A 26,972-nucleotide genomic window follows, 5' to 3' on the forward strand; every position below is an offset into this window, starting at 1 on the left:
AACCTCAGGTGGGGGAATCGGAAGGGGCAGGGGCAGCGGCGGAACCGGCCGGGCCGGCCGGATCGGCCAGCGCGGCCAGGATGTCGCCGGCCCCCTGCGCCAGCAGTTCATCGCCCACGCCGGCGCCGAGGCGCTCGGCCTCCGCTGCGCTGGCGGCCGGACCGGCCGCGCTCGCCCGCAGGCAGCGCGTGCCGTCCGGCAGCGCGACGAAGGCATCGAGGCGCAGCTGCGTGCCGTCCCAGCGTGCATGGGCGGCCAGCGGCACCTGGCAGGAGCCGCCGAGCGCGCGCGAGACGGCCCGCTCGGCCGTCACCGCCAGGAACGTGGGTTTGTCGTTGAGCGGTGCCAGCCAGGCGGCCAGCCCGGGCCGGTCGGCGCGGATCTCGATGCCCAGCGCCCCCTGCCCGGCGGCGGGCAGCGAATCTTCCGGTGCCAGCAGCGCACGGATGCGTGCCCCCAGGCCGAGCCGCTTGAGGCCTGCCGCGGCCAGGATGATGGCGCCGTAGTCGCCGCGGTCCAGCTTGGCCAGGCGCGTGTCGAGATTGCCGCGCAGCGGCCGGATCTCCAGATGCGGGTAGCGCGCGCGCAGGGCCGCTTCGCGGCGCAGGCTGGAGGTGCCGACCACGGTGCCCGGCGGCATCTCTGCGAGCGAGGCGAAGCGCTCGCTGACCAGCGCGTCGCGCGGATCCTCGCGTGTCATCACCGCCGCCAGGGTGAAGCCCGCCGGCAGTTCCATCGGTACGTCCTTGAGCGAATGCACCGCCAGGTCGGCACGGCCCTCGGCCATCGCCACCTCCAGCTCCTTGACGAACAGGCCCTTGCCGCCGACCTTGGACAGAGTCCGGTCTAGAATCTGGTCGCCGCGCGTGGTCATGCCCAGAATGGACACATCGCACGCGGGGTAGTATTGTTGCAACGCAGCACGCACATGTTCGGCCTGCCAGAGTGCCAGACGGCTTTCACGGGAGGCGATCACGAGCTTGCGCGGCACAGCAGTTGCGGTATCGGTGGTAGACGGCGGGGTGGCGGATGCATGCATCCGGCAATGGTAGCACGCACCCCCTGCGCCACCCGGCGCCGACAGATCACAGAAGACCACGAGGAGATTGCATGACGCAGCCCGCTGCGCGCCCCGCCGGCCGAGGAGCCGCCTCGGCCGCCCGTAGCCCCGCCCCCGCTTCCGGCCAACCCGCCGACCCCCAGGAATCCAAACCCTCCCCGCGCCGCAGGACAGCGAAATCCGCCAAGGCAAGCGGCACGGCGACCACCGCCAAGGTGACCGGTAAGACACCCGCCGCCAATGCGGCGTCGATCGGCAAGGCTGCCGGCGCGACCCGTGCCGCAGTGGAAGGCACCACCGGCTCCGCTGCGCGCCGCAGCGCCGACAAGGACCTGCCGCTGCGCGAGGACATCCGCTTCCTCGGCCGCCTGCTCGGCGACTGCCTGCGCGAGCAGGAAGGCGAGGCGGCCTTCGACGTGGTCGAAACCATCCGCCAGACCGCGGTGCGCTTCCGCCGCGAGAACGACCGCGCCGCGGGTGCCGAACTCGACCGCCTGCTCAAGCGGCTGTCGCGCGACCAGACCAACTCGGTGGTACGCGCCTTCAGCTACTTCTCGCACCTGGCCAATATCGCCGAGGACCAGCACCACAACCGCCGCCGCCGCGTGCACGCGCTGGCCGGCTCGCCACCGCAGCCGGGCAGCCTGGAGCGCGCGCTGGCCGATATCGATGCCGCCGGAGTGACCGGGAAGGCACTGCGCAAGTTCTTCGACGAGGCACTGATCGTGCCGGTGCTGACCGCCCACCCGACCGAGGTGCAGCGCAAGAGCATCCTCGACGCCGAACGCGAGATCGCCCGCCTGCTGGCCGAGCGCGACCTGCCCATGACCGCGCGTGAGCGCGAACAGAACACGGCGCGCCTGCGCGCCTGCGTGACCACGCTGTGGCAGACCCGCATGCTGCGCAACACGCGCCTGATGGTGGTCGACGAGATCGAGAACGCGCTGTCGTACTACCGCACGACCTTCCTGCGCGGCATCCCGCAACTCGTCAGCGAGCTGGAGGACGATATCGCCAAGGCCTTCCCGGCCGCCCGCAAGGGCCAGGGCAATGTCCCCGCGCGCCGGCTGCCGCCCTTCTTCCAGATGGGCACGTGGATCGGCGGCGACCGCGACGGCAATCCCAACGTCACCGCCGAGACGCTGAATTACGCGGCGCGGCAGCAGTCGATGCTGATCCTGGAGTGGTATCTCGACGAGCTGCACGCGCTGGGCGCCGAACTGTCGATGTCGAGCCTGATGGTGGAGGCCAGCCCCGCCTTGCTGGCCCTGGCCGAAGCCTCGCCCGACCGCTCCGAACACCGCGCCGACGAGCCCTACCGCCGCGCGCTGATCGGCATCTACGCGCGCCTTGCCGCCACCAGCCAGGCCCTGACAGGCCACGCCGCGCCGCGCCACCCGGTGGCCGACGCCGAACCATACGCCAATGCCGAGGCGCTGGCCGCCGACGTGCAGGTGGTGATCGATTCGCTGCGCGCCCACCACGGCGAGGCACTGGCGCGCACCCGCATCGACGCGCTGGCGCGCGCCATCGACATCTTCGGCTTCCATCTGGCCTCGATCGACATGCGCCAGGTCTCCGACGTGCACGAGGCGGTGGTTGCCGAGCTGTTCGCCACCTCCGGGGTGGAGGCCGATTACGCCGCCCTGCCCGAGGCGCGCAAGCTCGAGCTGCTGCTCGCCGAACTGCGCCAGCCGCGCCTGCTGACCCTGCCCTGGCACGCTTATTCCGAGCAGACCCGCAACGAGCTGGCCATCTTCGCCAAGGCGCGCGAACTGCGTGCCCGCTACGGCAAGCGCGTGGCGCGCAACTACATCATCTCGCACACCGAGACGCTGTCCGACCTGATCGAGGTGATGCTGCTGCAGAAGGAAACCGGCCTGCTGACCGGCGCACTGGGCGACCGGCGCGACCCGGCGCGCATGGAACTGATGGTGATCCCCCTGTTCGAGACCATCGAGGACTTGCGCAATGCCGCCGGCATCATGCAGTCGCTGCTGGACCTGCCGGGCTTCGCCTCGGTGCTGGCCCACCACGGCGGCGAGCAGGAAGTGATGCTGGGCTATTCGGATTCCAACAAGGACGGCGGCTTCCTCACCTCGAACTGGGAGCTCTACCAGGCCGAGCTGGCCCTGGTCCAGCTGTTCGAGGCGCGCAAGGTCAAGCTGCGCCTGTTCCACGGCCGCGGCGGCACCGTCGGACGCGGCGGTGGCCCGACCTACCAGGCCATCCTGTCGCAGCCGCCAGGCACGGTCAACGGCCAGATCCGCCTGACCGAGCAGGGCGAGATCATCAACAGCAAGTTCGCCAACGCCGAGATCGGCCGGCGCAACCTGGAGACGGTGATCGCCGCCACGCTGGAGGCCTCGCTGCTGCCGACACAGAACGCTCCCAAGGACCTGGCCGCCTTCGAGGCGGCAATGCAGCAGTTGTCCGACCACGCCTTCCGCGCCTACCGCGACCTGGTCTACGAGACGCCGGGCTTCAAGGACTACTTCTTCTCCACCACGCCGATCACCGAGATCGCCGACCTGAACCTGGGTTCGCGGCCGGCTTCGCGCAAGCTGATGGACAAGAAAGGCCGCCGCATCGAAGACCTGCGCGCCATTCCCTGGGGCTTCTCCTGGGGCCAGTGCCGCCTGCTGCTGCCTGGCTGGTACGGCTTCGGCAGCGCGGTCAAGGCCATGCTCGACGGCTGCGCCGACGAGCGCGCCCACAAGGCTGCGCTGGGTACCCTGCGGCGCATGGTCAAGCAATGGCCGTTCTTCTCCACGCTGCTGTCCAATATGGACATGGTGCTGTCCAAGACGGACCTGGCGGTGGCCTCGCGCTACGCCCAGCTGTGCGATGACGCGGCGCTGCGCAAGAAAGTGTTCTCGCGCATCAGCGCCGAATGGCACCTGACCTGCGAGATGCTGGCGCTGATCACGGGCCGCCAGGAACGGCTGGCGGAGAACCCGCTGCTGGCGCGCTCGATCAAGAACCGCTTCGCCTACCTCGATCCGCTGAACCACCTGCAGGTCGAGCTGCTCAAGCGCTTCCGCTCGGGCAAGGACGGCGACGATATCCGCGTCCGGCGCGGCATCCACCTGACCATCAACGGCGTCGCGGCCGGCCTGCGCAACACAGGCTGACGCAAGATCCCCGGCCCGCCCCCGCCCCGGCAAGGAAGCGGACCGGGGGCGCCGGGCCCTGCCCCATGCGCCTTGCAGCCCCCCCCGGCGGCGGGCGCGCCCTCAATCCACGAAAGCCCCTGGCACCGGGTCCTCGCCCAGCGCGGACAGCAGGATGGCCCGGTGCATGGCTTCGTCGCCCAGGATGCTGCCGGCCGCCTTGGCCAGGTGCCGGCTGTGGAAGCTGGGCAGCACCCCCAGCTAGGCCGCGGTCGCGCCTTTTTCCAGCCGGCGGCAAAGCGCAGCACATCGGCCGGCGTCTTGAGCTGCGAACGCCCGTGCCGGGGAAACCGTGGTGAGGCGCCTGGAGCACCTTTCCCTGGATCCCGCGCGGGCCCTGCAGCTCTGGGCGCTGCCTGCCCTGGAGCGCCCGCCCGCGCTGGCCGTCAGCATCGAGCCGCCGGCAGGCTCGCCCAGCCCCGATGATCCGAGCGGCCCGATCGTCTTCCAGGGCCAGGTGATCGACAGCGCGCTCTGAGCGCGCGCGGCTGGCCTTCGCTGCATCTCCTTTCTCCGGTGGGCGCGATGGCGGCCGGCCACGGCGATATAATCGCGCTTTCCGCAATTTCCGCCGCCTGCCGGGCTTCGTGCCGGCGCCGCGGCGACATTCCGCACCGACCGCCCATGACCTCCCAACTTGCCAAGAAAGGCGAAGCCTGGTCCGCCCGCTTCTCCGAACCGATGTCCGACCTGGTGAAGCGCTACACCGCCTCGGTGTTCTTCGACAAGCGCCTGGCGCTGTTCGACATCCAGGGCTCGCTCGCGCACGCGGCCATGCTGGCCAGGCAGGGGATCATCGCCGAGGCGGACCGCGCCGCCATCGAGCGCGGCATGACGCAGATCCGCGGCGAGATCGAGGCGGGCAGCTTCGAGTGGAAGCTGGACCTGGAGGACGTGCACCTGAACATCGAGGCACGCCTGACCGCACTGGTCGGCGACGCCGGCAAGCGCCTGCACACCGGCCGCTCGCGCAACGACCAGGTGGCGACCGATATCCGCCTGTGGCTGCGCAGCGAGATCGACACCATCATCGGCCTGCTGGGCGCGCTGCGCGGCGCGCTGCTGGACCTGGCCGAGAAGAACGCCGATACCATCCTGCCGGGCTTCACCCATCTGCAGGTGGCCCAGCCCGTGACATTCGGCCACCACCTGCTGGCCTACGTGGAAATGTTCACGCGCGACGCCGAGCGCATGGCCGACTGCCGCCGTCGCGTCAATCGCCTGCCGCTGGGCGCGGCCGCGCTGGCCGGCACCAGCTACCCGATCGACCGCGAGTTCGTCGCGCAGCAGCTCGGCTTCGAGGGCGTGTGCCGCAACTCGCTGGACGCCGTCTCGGATCGCGACTTCGCCATCGAGTTCTGCGCCGCCGCCGCGCTGGTGATGACCCACGTGTCGCGCTTCTCGGAGGAACTGGTGCTGTGGATGAGCCCGCGCGTCGGCTTCATCGACATCGCCGACCGCTTCTGCACCGGCAGCTCGATCATGCCGCAGAAGAAGAACCCGGACGTGCCCGAGCTGGCGCGCGGCAAGACCGGCCGCGTCAACGGCCACCTGATCGGCCTGCTGACCCTGATGAAGGGTCAGCCGCTGGCCTACAACAAGGACAACCAGGAAGACAAGGAGCCGCTGTTCGACACGGTCGACACCGTGGTCGATACGCTGCGCATCTTCGCCGACATGGTGCCTGGCATCACGGTCAAGCCCGAAGCCATGCGCGCCGCCGCGCTGCAAGGCTACGCCACCGCCACCGACCTGGCCGACTACCTGGTCAAGCGCGGCCTGCCCTTCCGCGATGCCCACGAAGCCGTGGCGCACGCGGTGCGCGCCTGCGACGGGCGCGGCTGCGACCTGGCCGACCTGAGCGTGGCCGAGCTGCGCGAAGTCTCCGGCCTGGGCGACAAGGCCGCGCTGATCGGCGACGACGTGCACGCCGTGCTGACGCTGGAAGGCTCGGTCGCCGCGCGCGACCACATCGGCGGCACCGCCCCCGCCCAGGTGCGCGCGGCCATCGCCGCGGCGCGCGCCGCCCTGCAGTAAGGCCGCGCGGCCGGGCCGGGCCCGGCCATGCCGCCCCGGCCCGCGGGCTGGATGGCGGGGGCAATGCAGCCGGCCCGCGTAGGTTTCACATAAGTTGTCTGCAAGAAAAAAGCCGCCGAGGCAATCGCCCGGCGGCTTTTTTCTTGCGCGCAATTCTTGCGCATTGCGGTAGGTATTAGCCCCAAGCGCCGATAGATTTTGTTACAGATAAACTAATCGGCGCAAAAAAACCCCGGGGAGACAACCCATGCAATACTTGCTTGGTCTGTCACGACAGATCGACAGGTTAAACCAGCACACGGGCAGGCTTGCAAACATCATGATCCTGCTGTCGTGCCTGGTAAGCGCCGGCAACGCCCTGCTGCGCTACGGCTTCAACCTCAGTGACAACTGGCCGCTCGAGCTGCAGTGGTATATGTTCGCCGTGGCCGTGATGTTCGGTGCCGCCTATACCTTCCAGCGCAATGAACACGTACGCGTGGACCTGATCTACGGCAACGTTTCGGAGCGCGCCCAGCACTGGATCGACATCTTCGGCATCCTGGTCTTCCTGCTGCCGTCCTGCGTCCTCTTCGCCTGGCTTTCCTGGGAATCGCTGTTCCTGCCCTCGTGGCGCATCCTCGAGCAATCGGGCAATTCCGGCGGCCTGCCGCGCTACCCGATCAAGCTGGTGGTGCCCGTCGGCTTCGCCCTGCTTGCGCTGCAGGGCGTGTCCGAGCTGATCAAGCGCGTCGCCGCCCTCAAGGGCCTGGTGCGCATCGAATCGAAATACGAGAGGCCGGTGCAATGATTCCCGTCGAGTATATGCCGCCGCTGATGTTCGGCGGCCTGGTGGTATTCATGCTCATCGGCTTCCCGGTGGCATTTTCGCTGTCGGCGGTGGGCCTGGCCTTCGGCTTCCTCGCCATCGAATGGGGCTATTTTCCCGTCAGCTTCCTGCAGGCAGTGCCGAGCCGGGTGTTCGGCAGCGTGCTGGCCAACGAACTGCTGCTGGCCATTCCCTTCTTCACCTTCATGGGAGCCATCCTGGAGAAGTGCGGGCTGGCCGAGGACATGCTGGACTCGATGGGCCAGCTGTTCGGCCCCGTGCGCGGCGGCCTGGGCTACTCCGTGATCATCGTCGGCTTCATCCTGGGCGCGATCACCGGCACGGTGGCCGCGCAGGTGATCGCCATGGCGATGATCTCGCTGCCGGTGATGATGCGCTACCGCTACAACATGAAGTACGCCACCGGCGTGCTGGCGGCCTCGGGCACCATCACCCAGCTGGTGCCGCCGTCGCTGGTGCTGGTGGTGCTGGCCGACCAGCTCAAGACCCCCGCCGGCAGCGCCGACGTGGGCAGCATGTACCTGGGCGCCTGGGGCCCCTCGGTGGTGCAGATCGCGCTGTTCGCCCTCTACACCTTCGTGCTGGCCCGCATCAAGCCCGACTGGCTGCCGCCGGTCCCGCCCGAGGCGCGCACGCTGCAAGGCTGGGCCCTGTGGAAGAAGTGCCTGCGCGGCATCATTCCCTGCGCCGTGCTGATCTTCCTGGTGCTGGGCACCATCATGCTGGGCATCGCCACCCCGACCGAGTCGGGTGCCATGGGCGCGGTCGGCGCCCTGGTGCTGGCCGTGCTCCGCGACAAGGGCTTCAACCGCATCGACCGCAACATCTATCGCCTCGGCCTGGCCGCGACCGGCATCACCGTGATCGCCGGCATCGTCGCCTTCGGCTCGCACGCCTTCCGCATCCCGCTGGCGCTGGTCTACCTGGTGATCGTCTGGCTGCTGCTGCGTGCGGGCCAGCTGAGCGAACTGCGCGGACTGATCGTCGAGGCCTACCAGTCGACCTCCCGCATCACCGCCATGGTGGTCTTCATCCTGATCGGCTCCACCTGCTTCTCGGTGGTGTTCCAGGGCGTCGACGGGGGCGCCTGGGTCGAGCACCTGTTCAGCTCGCTGCCCGGCGGCTGGATCGGCTTCCTGATCGTCGTCAACCTGTTCATCTTCTTCCTGGCCTTCTTCCTCGACTTCTTCGAGATCGCCTTCATCGTGGTCCCGATGCTGGCGCCGGTAGCGGTCAAGGTGCTGGCACCGGTGGTAGCCGACTCGATGGGCGGCAACCCGGAAGCAGCGGCCACCGCCGCGCTGGTGTGGTTCGGCGTGATGCTGTGCGTGAACATGCAGACGTCCTTCATGCATCCGCCGTTCGGCTTCGCGCTGTTCTACCTGCGCGGCATCGCCCCCAAGGAGGTCAAGAGTTCGGACATCTACTGGGGCGCCCTGCCCTGGGTGGTGCTGCAGCTGGTGATGGTGCTGCTGGTGATGTTCTGGCCCGGCATGGTGACGGGCCTGCTCGACAAGGGTTCGCTGCACCATAGCAATTCGGCGGAGGTCAGTATTCCGTTGGGCAATGACGCGGACAAGGGCGGCGGCTCGGGGGCGGCGTCTGCACCGGGCTCGCTCGAGTTACCTGCGGCGCCGACGCAGGAGGAACCGGCTGCGCCGCAGTTCGATTTCGAGAAGAAGAAATGACGGTGCGGGTGTCGCCGGGTTGCGGCGATGCCGGGGATTTGAGCTGTTGAGGAAAATGCCGCCCGGTTTGGACTGGGCGGCATTTTTCTTTTTGGGGGTGGTGCTTACTGCGGGCTTGCGCGTTTGTGTGGGCGGCTTTGGTCTGCGGGGCAACGGCCTGTTTCGGCTCCCCCTGCGGGGAGCCGGCCAACCATCGTGGCTCGGTGCTTGCGGCATGAGTTCGAGCGATGTCGGTCTGCGAGGGAACGGCCTGTTTCGGCTCTCGTGACTTGGTGCTTTGGTTGGGGCGATGTCGGTGTGCGAGGCAAAAGCCTGTTTCGACTCCCCTGCGGGGAGCCGACCTACTTTCTTGGTCTTGCTGTATAGACCGGGGACATAGGTGACACCTGTGCGAGGACATGGTTGACACATATTAAGCCGCCTGGTGGTCGTTCAAATCGATGTAGCCGAAGCAGTGATCGACGAAATACAGATCGAATCGTCCATCGTGGTTGGGTTGTGGGCGCAAGGCGACCGGGAAATCTCGTAGGGCATTGGACACTTTGAAGGTTTGCCCGCGAAAGCGCAGTTGTCCGTCCCATTTGATCTTCACCACCAGATCGTCAGGGCCGTATTCGATCTCCGGTAGCACCTCCGGATAGGAGCGAGGACTGGGCTGATAGCGTGTCACCGGCGTCGCCAGGCCGAGTGCCTCGTGTGGGCGCTGCAAGTTGTAGATATCGCGCCAGGCATCAAACGCATGCTGGGCTTGCAGGCTGGAGGCAAAGCCACGGGCATTGATCACTTCGGCTTTGAGGGTGCGGTGAAAGCGTTCGTCCTTGCCATTGGTTTGAGGATGGGCCGGACGGCTATGGGTCAGGCGCACGCCCAGCCGGATGAGCCAGACCCCCAGGCCGGTGAGCTGCCCCGGTTGTGAAGGACTGCCCCACGGCGCCCCATTGTCGGCGTTGATACGCCAAGGCAGTCCGAAGTGGCGAAAGGCCTGGGCCAGGTGCTCCTGGACCACAGCGGTGTGGGTCTGCGTACAGGCGGCCAGCGTGACGGCGAAGCGGGAATGATCGTCCAGTACCGTCAATGGTGAGCACATCTGGCCATCGTGCGTGCGAAAGCCGCCCTTGAAATCCATTTGCCACAGCTGATTGGGCGCCGCATGTTCAAAGCGTTGCCAGGGCTGGGCCTTGACCGAGGCTTCGGGTGAGATCAGGCCATGTCGATGCAGGATGGACGTCACGGTGCTCGGAGCCGGCACCGGTGTGTGGCCCAGATCCTGAAGCCGCCGGCTGATCTTGCGTCCGCCCCAAGCCGGGTGCTGCAGGCGCAGGGCGACGACCAACCGCTCCAGTTCCTCCGCCGTTCGGGTCGGACTGGTCGCGGGCCGGCGCGACCGCTCGACCAAACCAGCCATCTCCTGTTCGGTGTACCGAGCAATCCACTTATAGCCGGTCTGCGGGGAGATGCCGTAGCGTTGGCATAGCTGGCGGCGATTGCAGCCCTCTTGCTGGGCGAGCAGGACGAATTCGTGGCGCAGGCTCATGGTGTCGCGTGGGCTCCAGGGCATGACGGACTCCGGCAGAAACTCTGCCGTGAAGTGTCAACCATGTCCTCGCACACCTGTCCACCATGTCCCCGGTCTATACAGCGAGACAAAGAAAGTAGGTCGGCTCCCCGCAGGGGAGTCGAAACAGGCTGTTGTCTCGCACACCAAAGCCGCCCACACAAACGCGCTAGCCCGCACCAAGCGCCAGCCCCAGAAAAGAAAAATGCCACCCAGCCCGAACTGAGTGGCACCCTCCGGTCAATACCATCACGCCCGCCGCCTGCAGCAAACAGGCAAACGACCGTCTTACTTCACGCAGTCAACGAAATAAGCCTTCTGCCCATCGACCACTTCTTCCACCAACCCGTGGATATCGGTCTCAAAGCCAGGGAACAGCTTATTGAATTCTCGCGCGAACTGCAGGTACTGCACGATCGTGCGGTTGAAACGCTCACCCGGGATCAGCAGCGGAATGCCCGGCGGATACGGCGTCAGCAGGATGGCAGTGACGCGGCCTTCCAGCTCGTCGACCGGCACACGCTCGATCTCGCGATGCGCCATCATGGCCCATGCGTCCGACGGCTTCATCGCCGGCTCCATGTCCGACAGGTACATCTCGGTGGTCACGCGGGCCACGTCATTGGCCTTGTAGACACTGTGGATGGCATCGCACAGGTCGCGCAGGCCCATGCGCTCGTACTGCGGATGCTTGCCGACGAACTCCGGCAGCACGCGCCACAGCGGCTGGTTCTGGTCGTAGTCGTCCTTGAACTGCTGCAACTCGGTCACCAGCGAGTTCCAGCGGCCCTTGGTGATGCCGATGGTGAACATGATGAAGAAGGAATACAGTCCCGTCTTCTCGATGATGATGCCGTGCTCGGCCAGGTACTTGGTGACGATGGCCGCGGGGATGCCGCGCTCACTGAACTCGCCGTCCACGTCCAGGCCCGGGGTGATGAGGGTGGCCTTGATCGGGTCCAGCAGATTGAAGCCGTCGGCGAGGTCGCCGAAGCCGTGCCAGCGATCATTGGCCTGCAGCATCCACTCTTCGCGGTCGCCGATACCATCTTCGATCAGCGCGTCCGGGCCCCACACCTTGAACCACCAGTCGCCGTTCTTGCCGGCGACATAGTCGCCTTCGACCTTGCGCATGGCGCGGCGGAAGTCCAGCGCTTCCTGGATGCTTTCCTCCACCAGCGCGGTGCCGCCGGGCGCTTCCATCATCGCCGCGGCCACGTCGCAGGAGGCGATGATCGAGTACTGCGGGCTGGTCGAGGTGTGCATCAGGTACGCCTCGTTGAAGCGATGGCGGTCCAGCTTGCGCGTCTCGGAATCCTGCACGAGGATCTGCGAGGCCTGCGACAGGCCGGCCAGCAGCTTGTGCGTGGACTGCGTGGCGAATACCAGCGCGTCCTGGCTGCGCGGGCGATCACGGCCGATCGCGTGCATGTCGCGGTAGAAATCGTGGAAAGCGGCGTGCGGCAGCCAGGCCTCGTCGAAGTGCAGCGTGTCGATCTCCGTGGCCAGCATCTGCTTGATCTGCTCGGCGTTGTACAGCACGCCGTCGTAGGTGCCCTGGGTGATGGTCAGGATGCGCGGCTTCTGGTTCTTGGCCTTGCTGGCGAACGGGTGCGCGGCGATCTTCCGGCGGATCGTCTCCGGGTCGAACTCGCTCTTCGGAATCGGGCCGATGATGCCGTAGTGGTTGCGCGTGGGCATCAGGAAGACCGGGATCGCGCCGGTCATCATGATGGCGTGCAGGATGGACTTGTGGCAGTTGCGGTCCACCACCACGATGTCGCCGGGCGCCACATTGGCGTGCCAGACCATCTTGTTCGAGGTCGAGGTGCCGTTGGTGACGAAGAACATGTGGTCGGAATTGAAGATGCGCGCGGCATTGCGCTCCGAAGCCGCCACCGGGCCGGTGTGGTCGAGCAGCTGGCCGAGTTCGTCCACCGCATTGCAGACGTCGGCGCGCAGCATGTTCTCGCCGAAGAACTGGTGGAAGACCTGGCCGACCGGGCTCTTCAGGAAGGCCACGCCGCCGGAGTGGCCGGGGCAGTGCCAGGAATAGGAGCTGTCCTGCGCATAGTCGATCAGCGCCTTGAAGAACGGCGGCGCCAGCGAGTCGAGGTAGACCTTGGCCTCGCGGATGATGTGGCGCGCGACGAATTCCGGCGTGTCCTCGAACATGTGGATGAAGCCGTGCAGTTCGCGCAGGATATCGTTGGGGATATGGCGGGAGGTGCGGGTCTCGCCATACAGGAAGATCGGCAGGTCGGTGTTGCGGCGGCGCACTTCGCTGACGAAGGCACGCAGCTTCTCGATGGCATCCGCTTCGGGACGGTCGTCCTCGCTGACGAACTCGTCATCGTCGATCGAGACGATGAAGGTCGAGGCGCGGCTCGACTGCTGGGCGAAGGAAGTCAGGTCGCCGTAGCTGGTCAGCCCCATGACCTCCATGCCTTCCGCCTCGATGGCCTGGGCCAGCGCCCGGATGCCCGAGCCGGAGATGTTCTCGGAGCGGAAGTCTTCGTCGATGATGATGACGGGAAAGCGGAATTTCATCGGGGCATCCTTGCTAGACGTAAAGCACAAAGGACTTGAGCCACATGGCCGCGGGGTGGTTCCCGCCAGCGGCTGCATGTGGCTCCTGAGTCAGGTCGCGCCGGCTGCCCGGGGATCTCCCGGACCGGCACCGCCGGCATGAGCGCCGGCATTGTATGCGATCAGGTTTTCGGCAGTGTGACACCGTGCTGGCCCTGATACTTGCCGCCACGGTCTCGGTAGGAGGTCTCGCAGACCTCGTCGCTCTCGAAGAACAGCACCTGGGCACAGCCTTCGCCGGCATAGATCTTGGCCGGCAGCGGCGTCGTGTTGGAGAACTCCAGGGTCACATAGCCTTCCCACTCGGGCTCGAACGGCGTCACGTTGACGATGATGCCGCAGCGCGCGTAGGTGCTCTTGCCCAGGCAGATCGTCAGCACGCTGCGCGGGATGCGGAAATACTCCATGGTGCGCGCCAGCGCGAACGAGTTCGGCGGGATGATGCAGACGTCGCCCTTGAAATCGACGAAGGATTTCTCGTCAAAGTTCTTGGGATCGACGATGGTGCTGTTGATATTGGTGAAGATCTTGAATTCGTCGGCACAGCGGATGTCGTAGCCGTAGCTCGAGGTGCCGTAGGAGACGATCTTGCGCCCGTCGGCCTCACGGACCTGGCCGGGCTCGAACGGCTCGATCATGCCGTGCTGCTCCGCCATGCGGCGGATCCATTTGTCGGATTTGATGCTCATCGAAGGTGGGCGATCTGCGGGTGGGAGGCAGCGCCGCGCAAGGGCGGCGGGCCGGCGATGGGGCGCATTGTACAACCAATCGGTGCGCGCTCCGCGCGGGTTCCGGCGCCCGGCCGGCCCGGTTGCCGGGCACCACCCGGCCAGGCTGCGCCGGCCTCAGGAGGCCGCGATCACGCCGCAGGCGATGCGCGCGCCGGAATTGCCGGCGGGCTGCGACTTGTAGTCGTCCGGATCCTTGTGCACCACCACCGCGCGCCCGATGACACCGTCCTTGCCGGTCCCGACCGACATGCCGTGCAGCATGAATTCCGCGCGCGCGGTGCCGTTGGCATCGGCCTTCAGGTTGGGGATGTCGCCGGCGTGGTGGTCCGGCGAGGCGGTCGAGCCGTGCGGACGGCCTTCCGGATTGAAATGGCCGCCCGCGCTCATGGCATCGGGCGCCGAGCAGTCGCCCTTCTCGTGCACGTGGAAGCCGTGCTCGCTGCCGGGTGCCAGGCCTGTCACCACGGCCTTGACCATCACCATGTCGCCTTGTTGGGTAAAGGTGACCGTACCCCCGGTCTGGGTACCGCTTTTCGCCGCCAGCGTCGCCGCTGCGGTGGAGGGTCCGATCAGATTGCCGGTGCTGCAGGCGGCCAGTGCCGCCGCGGCGCCTGCCATGGCCAGGCCGAAGAATACACGGGTCATGCGTCGCCTCCTTGCGCAGAAATGGAGCGGGAAATGATGCGGTGATCGAGCAGCCGAATTGTAACGCGGGAATCCCCCCGCCTTGGCCGGCCGCGGAAAAAACGGCACGGCCGGACAGCGGCGGAATCAGGTGTTCTGCACCACGATGCTGGGAAACTTACTGCTCATGTCGCGCGCCTTGTCGGCGACCTTGATCGCCACCTTGCGCGCGATCGCACGATAGATGCCGGCCACCTGGCCGTCGGGATCGGCCACCACGGTGGGCCGGCCGGAATCGGCCTGCTCGCGGATGGACAGGTTCAGCGGCAGGCTGCCGAGCAGCTCGACGCCGTACTCGGCGCACATGCGCTCGCCGCCGCCCTGGCCGAAGATGTGCTCGACGTGGCCGCAGTTCGGGCAGCAGTAGACCGCCATGTTCTCGACGATGCCGAGGATCGGGATGCCGACCTTCTCGAACATCTTCAGGCCTTTCTTGGCATCGAGCAGGGCGATGTCCTGCGGCGTGGTGACGATCACCGCGCCGGTGACCGGCACCTTCTGCGACAGCGTCAGCTGGATGTCGCCGGTACCCGGCGGCATGTCGACGATCAGGTAGTCGAGGTCATGCCAGTTGGTCTGGCGCAGCAGTTGCTCGAGCGCCGAGGTCACCATCGGGCCGCGCCACACCATCGGATTGTCCTGCTCGATCAGGAAACCGATCGAGTTCGCCTGCAGGCCGTGGCCCTCCAGCGGCTCCATGGTCTGGCCGTCGGTCGATTGCGGACGGCCATCGATGCCCAGCATCATCGGCAGGCTGGGCCCGTAGATGTCGGCATCCAGCATGCCCACGCGCGCGCCCTCGGCTGCCAGCGCCAGTGCCAGGTTGACGGCCGTGGTCGACTTGCCCACTCCGCCCTTGCCCGAGGCCACCGCGATCACGTTCTTGACGCCCGGCAGCAGCTTGACCCCGCGCTGCACGGTGTGGGCGACGATCTTCATCGTCACCGCCACGCTGGCATTGCCCAGGCCGGGAATTTGCCGCAGCGCAGCAAGCACCATCTGCCGGATCGGTTCCATCTGGCTCTTGCCCGGGTAGCCCAGCTCGACCTCGAGCGACACGTCGGCGCCGTCGACCCGCACATTGCGGACCGCTCGCGTCGACACCAGATCCTTGCCCGTATTGGGGTCGATGACGCTGCGCAGGACTTCGGTAACCTGGTCGAGGGTGAGGCTCAAGGCAATCTCCGCTTCGGAAATGGGGAAAGGCGCGTACTGTATCAAAGTCTCCGCGCGCCTTCCTGGCACGCCGCGCACCGGGCGATCAACCCCGGCGGCACCAGGGAATTACAGACACTTACAACTGTCACAGGCTTAGGCTTGTGCCGACACAGCCATCTCCCTATTGTAGTTCGGCCTGGGGGATGTGCGGTCCGGCTCGCCCGGCGCCACGGCCACCGCATTCGGATACGGCCGGCGCACAGGTTTGGGCTAGGATGGCAATGTTGGCAAACCGCCGCATCCATCGGCTTTTTCACGGGAAACAATCAGAAGGAGAGAACATGAACTTTAAGATCCACGTCGTCTCGCTCGCGGCTGTCGCCGTGCTGGCAGCCGGCTGCGCCACCGAACAAGGCACGCACACCGCCGTGGGCAGCGGCGTGGGCGCGGCGGTCGGCGCCGGCCTGGGCAGCCTGATCGGCGGCAACCGCACCGGCGCGCTGGTCGGCGCGGCAGTAGGCGCGGCGGCAGGCGGCGCGGTCGGCTACAACTGGAACGCGATCCGCGGCAAGCTGGACCAGGATACGGCAGGCACGGGCACGCAGATCACGGAACAGCCGGACGGCTCGCTGAAGGTCAACATTCCCAGCCAGGTCACCTTCGACACCGACAGCTCCGCCATCAAGCCGAGCTTCCGCTCGGTGCTGGACAAAGTCGCCCAGACCCTGTCGCAGCACCCGGACGTCGCCGCCACGGTGGTCGGCCATACCGATAGCACCGGCAACCCGAACTACAACCTGCAACTGTCGCAGCGCCGGGCCCAGAGCGTGGCCGGCTACCTGGGTGACCGCGGCATCCCGCGGGCCCGCCTGGCAGCCGAGGGACGGGGCCAGACCCAGCCCGTCGCGGACAACGCCACCGAGGCCGGACGCGCCCAGAATCGACGGGTCGAAATTTTTTTGAAACCAATTCAAGGATAAGGGAGTCATAGAAAACAGGTACCGCTTGCCACCGTTGCTGGCTCGCGATGGGTGGCTGACCTCCCGGGCGGTGCCTGATTTCTCCTCCTTTTCCGTTGTGGAAAGCTGCGCCGGTCTTGACCGGCGCTTTTTTTTGCCCACGCGGCCTGCAACATTTCATCATGTGCAATCGAGTGGCCGATGGTGGGGCCGGCGCCGCACCCCCGGTTCTTGGCGCTTGCTAGAATAGCCGGTCCAAGGTGCCAGGCCGCCCACCGCCGGCGGCACTGGCGCGCCGACCTCGATTCCCGCTCCTCACCGGCTCTTTCCCATGACAGCACGTCGTATCCTCGTCACATCTGCCCTGCCATACGCCAACGGCCAGATCCATATCGGCCACCTGGTGGAGTACATCCAGACCGACGTCTGGGTGCGCTTCCAGCGCATGATGGGCAACGAGGTCTACTACGTCGGCGCCGACGACACCCACGGCACCCCGGTGATGCTGCGGGCCGAGAAGGAAGGCATCACCCCGAAACAGCTGATCGACCGCGTGTGGGCCGAGCACAAGCGCGATTTCGACAGTTTCCTGGTTTCGTTCGACAACTACTACAGCACCGACTCCGATGAGAACAAGCAGCTCTCGGAGCAGATCTACCTGGCCTTGAAGGCCCAGGACCTGATCGCCGAGCGCGAGGTCGAGCAGTTCTACGACCCGGTCAAGAACATGTTCCTGCCGGACCGCTTCATCAAGGGCGAATGCCCGAAGTGCGGCGCCAAGGACCAGTACGGCGACTCCTGCGAGGTCTGCGGCACCACCTATGCGCCGACCGACCTGAAGAACCCGTACTCCGTGGTATCGGGCGCCACTCCGGTGCGCAAGAGCTCCACCCACTACTTCTTCAAGCTGTCCGACCCGCGCTGCGAAACCTTCCTGCGCGAGTGGGTGGCCGACCTGGCGCAGCCCGAGGCCGCCAACAAGATGCAGGAGTGGCTGGGCGCCGAAGGCGAGGCCTCGACCCTGTCGGACTGGGACATCTCGCGCGACGCGCCCTACTTCGGCTTCGAGATCCCCGGCGCCCCCGGCAAGTATTTCTACGTCTGGCTGGATGCTCCGATCGGCTACTACGCCAGCTTCAAGAACCTGGCCGAAAAGAAGGGCCTGGATTTCGACGCCTGGGTCGGCCCGCACTCCACCACCGAGCAGTACCACTTCATCGGTAAGGACATCCTCTATTTCCACACGCTGTTCTGGCCGGCCATGCTGCGCTTCTCGGGCCACCGCACGCCGACCAACGTCTTCGCCCACGGCTTCCTGACTGTCGACGGCGCCAAGATGAGCAAGTCGCGCGGCACCTTCATCACCGCGCAGAGCTATATCGACACCGGCATGAACCCGGAATGGCTGCGCTATTACTTCGCCGCCAAGCTCAACGCCAGCATGGAAGACCTCGACCTGAACCTCGAGGACTTCATCGCCCGCGTCAACAGCGACCTGATCGGCAAGTACGTCAACATCGCCAGCCGCGCGGCCGGTTTCCTGGTCAAGCGCTTCGACGGCGTGGTCGACGAGGCCGCCCTGGCCCACCCGCTGCTGGCCCAGCTGCGCCAGGCCGCGGCCCAGGTCGCCCATTTCTACGAGCACCGCGAGTACAGCAAGGCGGTGCGCCTGGTGATGGAGCTGACCGACGCGGTCAATGCCTTCGTCGACACGCAGAAGCCGTGGGAACTGGCCAAGGACGAGAGCAAGCGCGCGGCGCTGCACGCGGCCTGCTCGGTCTCGCTGGAAGCCTTCCGCCTGCTGACCATCTTCCTGAAGCCGGTGGTGCCGCAAATGGCGGCCGGCGTCGAGCGCTTCCTCAACATCGAAGCGCTCGACTGGCGCGCCGTCGACCAGCAACTGTCGGCCGCGCGCCCGGTGCAGCCCTACGCCCACCTGATGACGCGCGTCGACGCCAAGCAGGTCGAGGCCCTGCTGGCGGCCAACCGCGACTCGCTGCAGGCTGCCGCCGCGCCCCAGGCCGCCGCCGACACGCCCGCCATCGAGCCGATCGCCGACACCATCACCATCGACGACTTCGCCAAGATCGACCTGCGCGTGGCAAAGATCGTCCAGTGCGAGAAAGTGGAAGGCTCGAACAAGCTGCTGCAGCTCACGCTGGACCTGGGCGAAGGCCGCACCCGCAACGTCTTCTCGGGCATCCAGTCGGCCTACACGCCCGAGCAGCTGGTCGGCAAGCTGACCGTGGTGGTCGCCAACCTGGCGCCGCGCAAGATGAAGTTCGGCGTGTCCGAAGGCATGGTGCTGGCAGCCTCGGCGGCCGACGAGAAGAAGGCGCCTGGCCTTTACATCCTGGAGCCGCATTCGGGGGCGGTGCCGGGGATGAGGATCGGTTGAGCGCGGGGGGGTCGCGCGCCATCGTGCGATGCCGGTCGGGTGATGCCGATCGGCATTTTTGTTTCTGGGCGTTCGGCGTTCGGGGCTGCTGGACTTGTTTTGAGCGGCTTTGGTGTGCGAGACAACGGCCTGTTTCGGCTCCCCCGCAGGGGGGAGTCGAAACGGTTGTTGTCACGCAGACCGATGCGGCCCAGTCCAGCCCCCAGCCCCCCCTACCCTCCCTGCACCCTAGCCGGATCATCACTCCGCGAAGTCGTCGTCACCATCCCGCTCCCCTGGTCGAAGTGCACATTGAAAAAAGCCTTCTCCTGCGGCTGCTCCCACCAGCGATAACCCCACACCTCTTCCTTCTTCAGCGCGAAGGCCTCGACCTTGGTCGGCTTGCCCAACAGGCGCCGCACCGCATCGCGGCTCATGCCAGGACGCACGCGCGCGAAGTTCTCGGCGGTCAGTACCTGCTCGATCTTCGCCACCTTGCCGTCGGCGCCGACGCTGACCATCCAGGTGGTGGCGCCCTCCGGCCCGCGCGGATACTCGAGCCGCCGGCTGCCGTCCTCTTCCTCCCAGACGATGTCCGGGCGGCCCGCCTGCTCGCGCAGCTCGGCCTCGGTCGAGACACCGGGCTGGATGCCCTGGAACAGCTGGCTGTCCGGCTTGATGGTGTTCCAGGCCGCGCGCGCCTTGTCGCCGGCCTGCTTCATGGCCTGGTCGACCTTCTGCTGGTCGCAGCCGAACAAGGCGAGGAGCGAGGAGATCAGTCCCATGGCGGCAAGGTGTCGGGCCGACGCGCGGTGGCGGGTATTGGCATGCGGGATGGCGTCAGGATGCCGGCGCGCTGGCACCGGCGGCAGGCTCGCCGTCGCTTTCCGTTGCTTCATTCTGCTGGCTCTCCCTGGTGCCGCGTCGATTGGAACGACCCAGGAACAGGTCGGACCAACGGTCGAAGCGGCGGTTGAACAAGACGGACAGGCCGTTGATGGACCCTCCGCGGGCAATCAGCGACCAGCGCCGCGACAGGGCCCAGGTCAGCTTGACCACGTTGCTGGCCGAAGTCAGGCTCTGTTCGTAGCCGACCGAGATCTTCTCCGTCACGGACCTGCCGATGCTGACCACCTGCTGGTCGTTCAGGCCGGCCGTGCTCGGGCCGATGGAAAACTCGTCGAAGCCGAAATGCTGCACGATGTTCTTGCCCACGCGCCCACCGATCATGCCGAGCGCGGCCCCGCCGAGCGCGCCACCGCTGAGCTGGCTCTGCTGCCCGGCGCTGGCGCTGTCCGCGCCGTAGCCGAACATCAGCCACGACAGCTTGTCCTCCTGCGGCACATCAGGCTCGGAGACCAGTTGCACGCGCGGCAGCCGTACGGTACCGGTCACCTCCACACCGGCCGAGACCTCCTGGTTGCGCCGCATCGCGCGGATATTGAGGTTGGGGTTGTCGATCGGCCCGTTGAAATTGACGATGCCGCGGTCGATTTCCAGCCTGCGCCCGAACGCCTCGTAGGTGCCTTCGGCGACGCGGATGGTGCCGTTGGCGCGCAGCGGCGTCAGCGGCGCGCTCTTGACCTCGAGTTGCCCGGTCAGGCGCAGGTCGGCGCCGCCGCCGCGGAAGCGGAAATCGTTGCCCAGGTCCAGCGTCAGCTCGACGAGCGGACTGAAGCGGCTGGCCGGCCGGCTTTCCGGCGGCGGCGTGGCAGCGGTACGCAGCGCGCGCTGGTCCTTGCGGCGCACCACCACCACGTCGTCGCCCAGTTCGGGAGCACCGGCCTTAGGCAGGTCGAAGAGGCCACGGTCGACCTTGAACTTGCCGCGGATCACGATCTGCCGGTTCTCGTTCAGGATGGCCGCGTCGCCCGACACGATCAGCGTACGCTCCGGGCTGGAGAACAGCTCCAACTTGTCGGCGACGATCCTGCCGCGCAGGTTGGGGTTGGCATCGCCCAGCTGGACGCTGCCGCTGGCCGTCAGCTTGCCGTCGCCACCGTGGAATTCCACCTGGCGCAGCTCGACCGAGTTCTGGTCCAGGGCGATCCGCACCTTGCCATCGGTCAGGCGGATGCCCAGGTCGTACAGCGTCACGCCCAGGCCGTCGCCGTTGAGCTCGCCGGTCAGCAGTGGCGCAGCCACGCTGCCGGCCAGGCGCATCCTGGCGTCGGCACGGCCCTCGAATGCGTACTGCGGTCCGGCCAGCGCCTCGATTGCCTTGAGGCGGGGCACCTCCAGCGCCACCTGGCCTGCCAGCTTCGAGGCGGGGCCGATGGTCGCCAGGCCCTGCTCCTGCAGCAGGCCGGCCGAGGCATCGACCGACAGCTTGCCGACGCGCCCTGAGACGATGCCGCCGCGCAGTGCCAGCCGGCGGCCTTCGAATTCCGCGCGCAGCGCGGTCTGCCCGAGCTCGAGCGTGGTGAAGCCGCGCCCCGCGCTGACCGACAGGTCGCCGCTGCGCCGGCTCAGCTCGGCGAAGCCGGTGGCGTTTTCGGCCAGCACCACGTTCCAGCGGCCGTCGATCACCAGGTCGGAACGCAGCGGCAGCTTGTCGCCGCTGAAGGCCTCGGCCAGGTCCAGCACATGACCGATCTGCACGCCGTCCAGCCGCCCCTGGCTGCGGAGCCGGCCGTGGTCCCAGTCGAACGACTCGATCGCCACCGTGGCGCGCTGGACCTGAAGACGCGTGCTGCCGAGCGCAATATGCTGGTCGGCCACCGCCAGCGGGGCCGGCGCCAGCAGCCGCAGGCTGATCGTGCCGCGCTCCTCGAGCCGGTCGATGGTGCCGCGCCAGCCCTTGTCGCCCTGCCAGGCGCCGTGCCCGGCCAGCGTGGCGTCGAGCGCCCGCCCGTTGACAGCGCCGGTGCTGTTGAGCGCGAAGCGGTGGCTGGCCTGGGTGCCGTCGAGACTGGCGTCGATGGTGTGCAGCGTCGCCTCGGGCCCGTGGAAGTCGCGTGCGGCAAGCTTGAAGGAGAGCGGTCCGTCGAGGGTACCGCCGGCGCCCGGCCGCAGGTGTGCCTCGCCTGCAGCGCTGGCCAGCCGGCGCGGACCGAAGACCAGTGCGCGCGCCTGGTAGCTGGCGTCGATCTCGGGACGCTTCAGCGTGCCGGCAATGTCGGCGTCCAGCTTGAGCGCGCCGGCCAGCCCGAAGCGCAGCCGCTCGAGCTGCGGCGCGTCGACGGCCAGTTTGAGCCGGTCGCCGCGCGCGCCGAAGCTGCCGCGCAGTTCGGCGCGGTTGCCGGCCATCTCGAGCGTGGCGCTGCTGGGCAGCAGGCGCTCGCCGGCCACCTGCACCTTGCCGCCACCGCGCATCGGCAAACCCGCGTATTCGCTGTCGCGCACGGTGAAGTCGACGGCGGCACGCACGGTGCCGGCCAGGCTGCCAGCGGCCCTGAACTCGGCGTTGATGCGGCCCGCCGCCACCTTGGCCAGGCGCGCCGGATCGAAGTTGGCCAGGCGCCCCTGGAAACGGAACGCCTGCTCGCCGGCCAGGCCGAGCTCACCTTCGGCGGTCAGCTGCCCGGGCCCGACGCCGGCGCGCAGCGTGCTCAGCGTCAGCTTGTCCTGGGTCAGGCTGGCGTCGGCAAACAACTTGAGCGGACCGTCGGCGAGATCGAGGGCCACGCTCTGCCGGCCCGGCTCCAGCCGCACGGCCAGCGGCCCGGACAGCCTGGCGCTTTGCAGGGCCCCATGCAGGGCGCGCGGATCGAGCCGGCGCACGTCGAGGTCGAAGCCGCCGCGGCCGTCGTGCAAGGATCCGCCACCGACGATCTGGCCCTGGCCCGCGAGCACCACGCGCAGGTCGCTGACGGCCTGCTCGGCGCTGCTCAGGCGCACGCGGGCCTGTACCGACTCCACCGGCAGGCGCTCGGCATCGAGCGCGCCTGCCAGGCCGTTGCGGATCGTCACCTCGCCTGCCACGGTCAGGGACGGCGGCACGCCCGCCGGCGGGCCGGCCGTGACAGCGGAAGCCGGGACGGATGAGCCCCCCGGCCGCGCCGCCGAGGCAGCCACGGCTGGCGGCTCCGCCGCGCGCTCCTGCACCGGTTTCAGCGCCGCCTGCACCGACAGGTCGGCACTCGGCGCCGACGGGCTGAACAGGCGGGGGTTGATGTGCTCGCCCTGCACGTCGAGATGGCTGAACGGCACCTTGCCGAAGAGCGTCAGGCCGGCGCTGGCGCGGCCGCGCATGCGGTCGCCGCTCGCCTGCAGGCTGGCATCGATGGTCTCCAGCGTACCGCCCGCGCTGGCCGTGACGTTATAGGCCTCTTTTTCCCAGCGCCCCTCGAGCAGGGCCCGTGCACTCAGCGGGAACGGTGCCTGCGCGCCGAGCTGCGCATCGGCGGCCAGCTTGCCATACGGCGTGACGAGCCGGTCGATACCGAGGCGATGGTGCAGGCCATCGGTATGCAGCGACGCCGACAGGTCCGAGAACACCATCGGCTCGGCGGAGACCTGGCCGCCCTCGTGCAGCGCCAGCCGCCGCAGCGTCAGCGCGTCGATATCGACGGCCAGCGGCAGCGCCAGCGAGGTCGGCAGCGTGAGGGGCTTGTTCGACGGCTCGGAGGGGCCGAGGCGGACGTCGACGGCGCCCACGCTCAGCCACTGCACATGCAGCCGCGCCGGCGACCAGGAAAAGGACCATTGGCCGTCCAGGTTGTCGAGCGCGACGCGCGTCTGCCCGCTGGCGAACACCACCTGGCGCAGGCGCAGGCCGCTGGCGAGCGTACCGCCTTCCAGCCGGCCCGACAGCATGCCGGCCGACAGCCGCGTGGCCAGCGCCCACAGCTGGCGCGTACCGGCCTCGCTGTGCAGCGCCGCCGCCAGCAGGCCGGCCAGCATGATCGCCAGCGCCAGCAGCCCGGCCAGGCTCCAGCCCAGCGCGCGCCGCAACCGGCGCCAGGCGCCGTCCGCGCGCGGCGGCGGTGCATCGGGCCCGGGCGCGGGAACCGGGGGCATGTCGGGGCGGCTCATTTCGGCTGCTCGGGCAGGTGCGGGGACAGGAGGGGCGGGAGCAGAGTCGGCACGCGCATCAGAATGCCACCCCCAGGGAAACATGCGGACGGAACTGCTGCTTCTGGATGCCGTAGCCGAGGTCGAGCTGGACCGGGCCGACCGGGCTGCGCCAGCGCGCGCCGATGCCCACGCCATGGAAGATGGTGATGCCGTGCAGGTCGTTGGTGGCGGTGCCGGCATCCCAGAACAGCGCCACGCCCCACTCGGGACGGAACCAGTGCTGGTACTCGAGACCCGTCGTGCCGAGGTAGCGCGCCGGCAGCACGCTGGCGCCGCTGGGCGTGCCGATCGACTGGTAGCCGTAACCGCGCACCGAGTCCGTGCCGCCGGCACGGAAGCGCAGCGTGGCGGGCACGTTCTGCGGGCTGGCGCCGGTCATGTCCGCGCCCAGTTCCAGGCGGGCCACCACGAGGTCGCGCGAGCCCACCGGGATGTACTGGCGGATACGCCCGTACAGCCGCAGGAAGGTGGCGTCCGACATCAGGTTCTTGACCGCCACGCCGACCTGGGTGTTGATCACATTACCGCGGCGCGGGAAGACGGGATTGTCGACGTCGCGCCGTGTCCAGGCGAAGGCCGGCACCAGCGCGCGCGCGATCTGCTGCTGTTCCCCGAGCGGCATCAGCCGATCGTAGTAATAGTCGAGCGAGAAGGTGACGTCGTAGTTCTCGCGCGAGCGCGAGCGCTTGAGGCCGGTGCGCAGGCTGGTGGTGTCGGTGCTTTCGACGTCGATGGTGCGCTCATAGCTGCCATAGACGCTGTTGCGGTACGACTTGCCGTCGGGCGGCATCGCCACCTCGCCCAGTGCGTACTGCCGCTTCTGTTCGAGGCTGAGCTGGGAGTCGAAGGTCCAGGCGCGGTTGAACAGGTTCAGATAGGTATAGCGCCCGGTGGCCTGGGCGCCGGTGTCGGTGGTATAGCCCACGCCGGCGCCGAGCCGGTTCTCCGGGTACTCGCGCACATGCACGTTGACCGGCGCGGTCACGCTGTCCGCGCCTTCGGCCGGCGGCGCGTCCTCCAGATCGACCTGCACGTTCGAGAAGTAGGGCTGGCGCTGGATCGCGCGCTGCAGCTCCAGCAGCCGTTCCACGCGATAGGGTTCGCCCACGCTGAGCGGGTTGACGTTGCGGACGATGCCCTCCGGATAGCGGCTGGTGCCGGTGATGCGCAGGGGGCCGAGCAGGTAGGCCGGCCCGCTGTCGTAGCGCACCGACAGGTCGGCGGCCTGTTCATCGGGCTCGATGTACGCCTGCGAATGCCCGAGCCTGGCGCCGTAGTAGCGGTTGGACTGCAGTTGCGCCAGCGCGTCGCCCTTGGCCTTGTCCCAGTCAGACTGGCGGAAAGGCTGGCCGGCCGGGAGCTCCCAGCCATTGCGCAATGCCTCCACCTGCGCGGGCGCCTGGCTGGCTGCCGGCCCCTGTACCGCCACGTCGACGCGGCGGATCAGCGTGCGCGCCCCGGCGTCCACCGTCAGTCGGACCACGCGCTTGTCGCCTTCGCCGTCCACCCGCGCGGTGGCGGTGGCATCGAAATAGCCTTCGGTCGAGGCCAGCTGGCGCACCTGGTCGCCCACGGTCTCGACCATGTACGCGAACTGGTCCTGGGACAGGTCGGTGCGATCCGCATAGCGGGTCAGGTCGAGGTGGGCCTTGAGCAGGTCGCGCAGCGCTCCGGGTGCCTCAACCTCCACTTTATAGACGGCACCGGCCGGCAGCGGCGCCAGCAACAGGGCCAGGCCTGCCGGAGCCAGGCCGCGCAGTGCCAGCGCATGGGATAGCCGCCACCAGGCGCCGCGTCCGTGCTTGCTTCGGAAACGCATCCTCATCCGTCGTCAGCGATTTCGCAAAGTTGACATTTGACCACAACCGGCGGACATCTCTGGCATCCGCCGCAGGAATGCCGCGCATTTCCGACGGCACCGGGCTCCGATACGGTAAAATCGCGCCGGTTCCCGCCTTACCTGATAGACAATCCCCGCCATGGCACTCTACGAATCGGACATCACCCAGTTCCTGAAGACCCTCAAGAAAGAGCAGCCCTCGCTCGAGGCCGAGCAGCGCGAAGGCCGCGCCCTGCTGTGGGACAAGGCACCGATCGACCTGGACGAACGCGCGCGCGCCGATGCCTCGCGCGTGGCGCAGAAGCCCTACGTCTACTCGCTGGACTGAACACGGCACTGCCCGGCCGCCGGCCCATGAGCCCTGACGACCAGGACAAGCTCGCGCCTCCGACCGAGCTGCCCAGCGTCGCGCCAGAGCGCGACGCCACCCCCGACACCATCGACGGGATGGCGTTCGCGCGCCTGTACGGCGAGCCGCTGTTCCAGGTCCCGAACGACCTCTATATCCCGCCCGATGCGCTCGAGGTCTTCCTCGAGGCCTTCGAGGGTCCGCTCGACCTGCTGCTGTACCTGATCCGCAAGCAGAACTTCAACGTCCTCGACATCCCGATGGCGCAGGTGACGCGCCAGTACCTGAGCTACGTCGAAGAGATCCGCAAGCGCAATCTGGAGCTGGCGGCGGAGTACCTGCTGATGGCGGCCATGCTGATCGAGATCAAGTCGCGCATGCTGCTGCCGGTGAAGAAGGCCGACAGCGAGGAAGAAGTCGAGGATCCGCGCGCCGAACTGGTACGCCGCCTGCTCGAATACGAGCAGATGAAGCTTGCCGCGCAGCGCCTGGACCAGTTGCCGCAGCTCGGCCGCGACTTCCTGCGCACGCAGGTATATATCGAGCAGAGCCTGACGCCGCGCTTCCCCGACGTCGACTGCGGCGACCTGCAGGCCGCCTGGGCCGACGTGCTCAGGCGCGCCAAGCTGAACCAGAATCACAAGATCTCGCGCGAAACCCTCTCGGTGCGCGAGCACATGAGCCAGATCCTGCGGCGGCTGCAGCATGCCCGCTTCATGGAGTTCTCCGAACTGTTCGAGGACGCGATCCGCTCGGGCCAGGGCGCCCCGGTGGTGGTGGTCAACTTCATCGCCATCCTCGAGCTGGCGCGCGAATCCCTGCTCGAGATCACGCAGGCCGAGCCGTTCGCGCCGATCTACGTCCGCCTCGCCTATACGCCAACCTGAGCGCCAACCTGAGCGCCGGCCTGAGCACCCATTCCGC

The 26,972-nt window shown here is 67.7% G+C and carries 18 protein-coding genes and 1 pseudogene; 9 read left to right on the forward strand and 10 right to left on the reverse strand.

All coding sequences use genetic code 11. The annotated features are described in order from the left end of the window. Positions 1–4 precede the first annotated feature (4 nt). Positions 5–1,039 carry a hydroxymethylbilane synthase gene (gene hemC / locus BKK80_RS17135; RefSeq protein ID WP_071070301.1) on the reverse strand — a complete coding sequence of 345 codons (1,035 nt, stop codon included), beginning with the start codon at positions 1,037–1,039 and terminating at the stop codon, positions 5–7. A 71-nt stretch (positions 1,040–1,110) separates the two neighbouring features. Here hemC and ppc point away from each other — a divergent pair, with 71 nt between their 5' ends. Further along, complete coding sequence (gene ppc / locus BKK80_RS17140; protein ID WP_071070303.1) at positions 1,111–4,194, forward strand: phosphoenolpyruvate carboxylase; 3,084 nt, start codon at positions 1,111–1,113, stop codon at positions 4,192–4,194. A 102-nt stretch (positions 4,195–4,296) separates the two neighbouring features. Here ppc and BKK80_RS35645 read toward each other — a convergent pair. Beyond that, a pseudogene (locus tag BKK80_RS35645) lies at positions 4,297–4,505 on the reverse strand (ferritin-like domain-containing protein); the annotation flags it as partial. A gap of 23 nt (positions 4,506–4,528) precedes the next feature. Here BKK80_RS35645 and BKK80_RS17145 point away from each other — a divergent pair. The 4 genes from BKK80_RS17145 (at position 4,529) to BKK80_RS17160 (ending at position 8,787) form a co-directional block, all read left to right on the forward strand. Next, the gene (locus BKK80_RS17145; RefSeq protein WP_071037956.1) at positions 4,529–4,711 is read left to right on the forward strand and encodes a hypothetical protein; all 183 of its coding nucleotides are present in this window, start codon (positions 4,529–4,531) and stop codon (positions 4,709–4,711) included. Positions 4,712–4,857: 146 nt separating this feature from the next. After that, entirely contained in the window at positions 4,858–6,270 is a 1,413-nt protein-coding gene (gene argH / locus BKK80_RS17150; RefSeq protein WP_071014962.1) for an argininosuccinate lyase, read from the forward strand. Positions 6,271–6,517: 247 nt separating this feature from the next. Beyond that, on the forward strand, positions 6,518–7,060 hold the full coding sequence (locus tag BKK80_RS17155; RefSeq protein ID WP_071014964.1) for a TRAP transporter small permease subunit: 543 nt from the start codon (positions 6,518–6,520) through the stop codon (positions 7,058–7,060). After that, positions 7,057–8,787 (forward strand): TRAP transporter large permease, encoded by a 1,731-nt coding sequence (locus BKK80_RS17160; protein WP_071014967.1) that lies wholly within the window; start codon positions 7,057–7,059, stop codon positions 8,785–8,787. Before BKK80_RS17155 ends, BKK80_RS17160 begins: the two co-directional genes overlap by 4 nt. A 412-nt stretch (positions 8,788–9,199) precedes the next feature. Here the strand turns inward: BKK80_RS17160 and BKK80_RS17165 are convergent, their stop codons facing one another. The 5 genes from BKK80_RS17165 to apbC form a co-directional block, all read right to left on the reverse strand. Continuing rightward, positions 9,200–10,345, reverse strand: a complete 1,146-nt coding sequence (locus BKK80_RS17165; protein ID WP_071037586.1) for an IS481 family transposase — start codon at positions 10,343–10,345, stop codon at positions 9,200–9,202. A 285-nt stretch (positions 10,346–10,630) separates the two neighbouring features. Then, positions 10,631–12,892 (reverse strand): arginine/lysine/ornithine decarboxylase, encoded by a 2,262-nt coding sequence (locus tag BKK80_RS17170; RefSeq protein WP_071014969.1) that lies wholly within the window; start codon positions 12,890–12,892, stop codon positions 10,631–10,633. A gap of 161 nt (positions 12,893–13,053) precedes the next feature. Then, a complete protein-coding gene (dcd, locus tag BKK80_RS17175; protein WP_071014972.1) occupies positions 13,054–13,620 on the reverse strand; it encodes a dCTP deaminase in 567 nt (188 codons plus the stop codon). A 156-nt stretch (positions 13,621–13,776) separates the two neighbouring features. Next, a complete protein-coding gene (locus tag BKK80_RS17180; RefSeq protein ID WP_071014974.1) occupies positions 13,777–14,307 on the reverse strand; it encodes a superoxide dismutase family protein in 531 nt (176 codons plus the stop codon). A gap of 126 nt (positions 14,308–14,433) precedes the next feature. Continuing rightward, positions 14,434–15,522, reverse strand: a complete 1,089-nt coding sequence (gene apbC, locus BKK80_RS17185) for an iron-sulfur cluster carrier protein ApbC (protein ID WP_071014979.1) — start codon at positions 15,520–15,522, stop codon at positions 14,434–14,436. Positions 15,523–15,845: 323 nt separating this feature from the next. Between apbC and BKK80_RS17190 the strand changes: the two genes are divergently transcribed. Both BKK80_RS17190 and metG read left to right on the forward strand, forming a co-directional pair. Further along, on the forward strand, positions 15,846–16,484 hold the full coding sequence (locus BKK80_RS17190; RefSeq protein ID WP_071014981.1) for a YiaD family glycine zipper/OmpA-like lipoprotein: 639 nt from the start codon (positions 15,846–15,848) through the stop codon (positions 16,482–16,484). 310 nt (positions 16,485–16,794) lie between these two features. Continuing rightward, a complete protein-coding gene (metG, locus tag BKK80_RS17195; protein WP_071037955.1) occupies positions 16,795–18,861 on the forward strand; it encodes a methionine--tRNA ligase in 2,067 nt (688 codons plus the stop codon). Between the two features lie 212 nt (positions 18,862–19,073). Here metG and bamE read toward each other — a convergent pair whose 3' ends face one another. From bamE to BKK80_RS17210, 3 genes are read right to left on the reverse strand one after another with little or no spacing between them, the layout of a single operon-like run. Then, positions 19,074–19,625, reverse strand: a complete 552-nt coding sequence (gene bamE / locus BKK80_RS17200) for an outer membrane protein assembly factor BamE domain-containing protein (protein ID WP_071070898.1) — start codon at positions 19,623–19,625, stop codon at positions 19,074–19,076. A gap of 55 nt (positions 19,626–19,680) precedes the next feature. Then, positions 19,681–23,817, reverse strand: a complete 4,137-nt coding sequence (locus BKK80_RS17205) for a translocation/assembly module TamB domain-containing protein (RefSeq protein WP_071070305.1) — start codon at positions 23,815–23,817, stop codon at positions 19,681–19,683. 58 nt (positions 23,818–23,875) lie between these two features. Next, on the reverse strand, positions 23,876–25,678 hold the full coding sequence (locus BKK80_RS17210; protein ID WP_071014989.1) for an autotransporter assembly complex protein TamA: 1,803 nt from the start codon (positions 25,676–25,678) through the stop codon (positions 23,876–23,878). A 160-nt stretch (positions 25,679–25,838) separates the two neighbouring features. Here BKK80_RS17210 and BKK80_RS17215 point away from each other — a divergent pair, with 160 nt between their 5' ends. Continuing rightward, a complete protein-coding gene (locus BKK80_RS17215) occupies positions 25,839–26,027 on the forward strand; it encodes a DUF3460 family protein (protein ID WP_071014992.1) in 189 nt (62 codons plus the stop codon). Between the two features lie 26 nt (positions 26,028–26,053). Next, positions 26,054–26,935 carry a segregation and condensation protein A gene (locus BKK80_RS17220; protein ID WP_071014995.1) on the forward strand — a complete coding sequence of 294 codons (882 nt, stop codon included), beginning with the start codon at positions 26,054–26,056 and terminating at the stop codon, positions 26,933–26,935. The last annotated feature ends 37 nt before the right edge of the window (positions 26,936–26,972 follow it).

Source organism: Cupriavidus malaysiensis (assembly GCF_001854325.1).
Classification (GTDB): domain Bacteria; phylum Pseudomonadota; class Gammaproteobacteria; order Burkholderiales; family Burkholderiaceae; genus Cupriavidus; species Cupriavidus malaysiensis.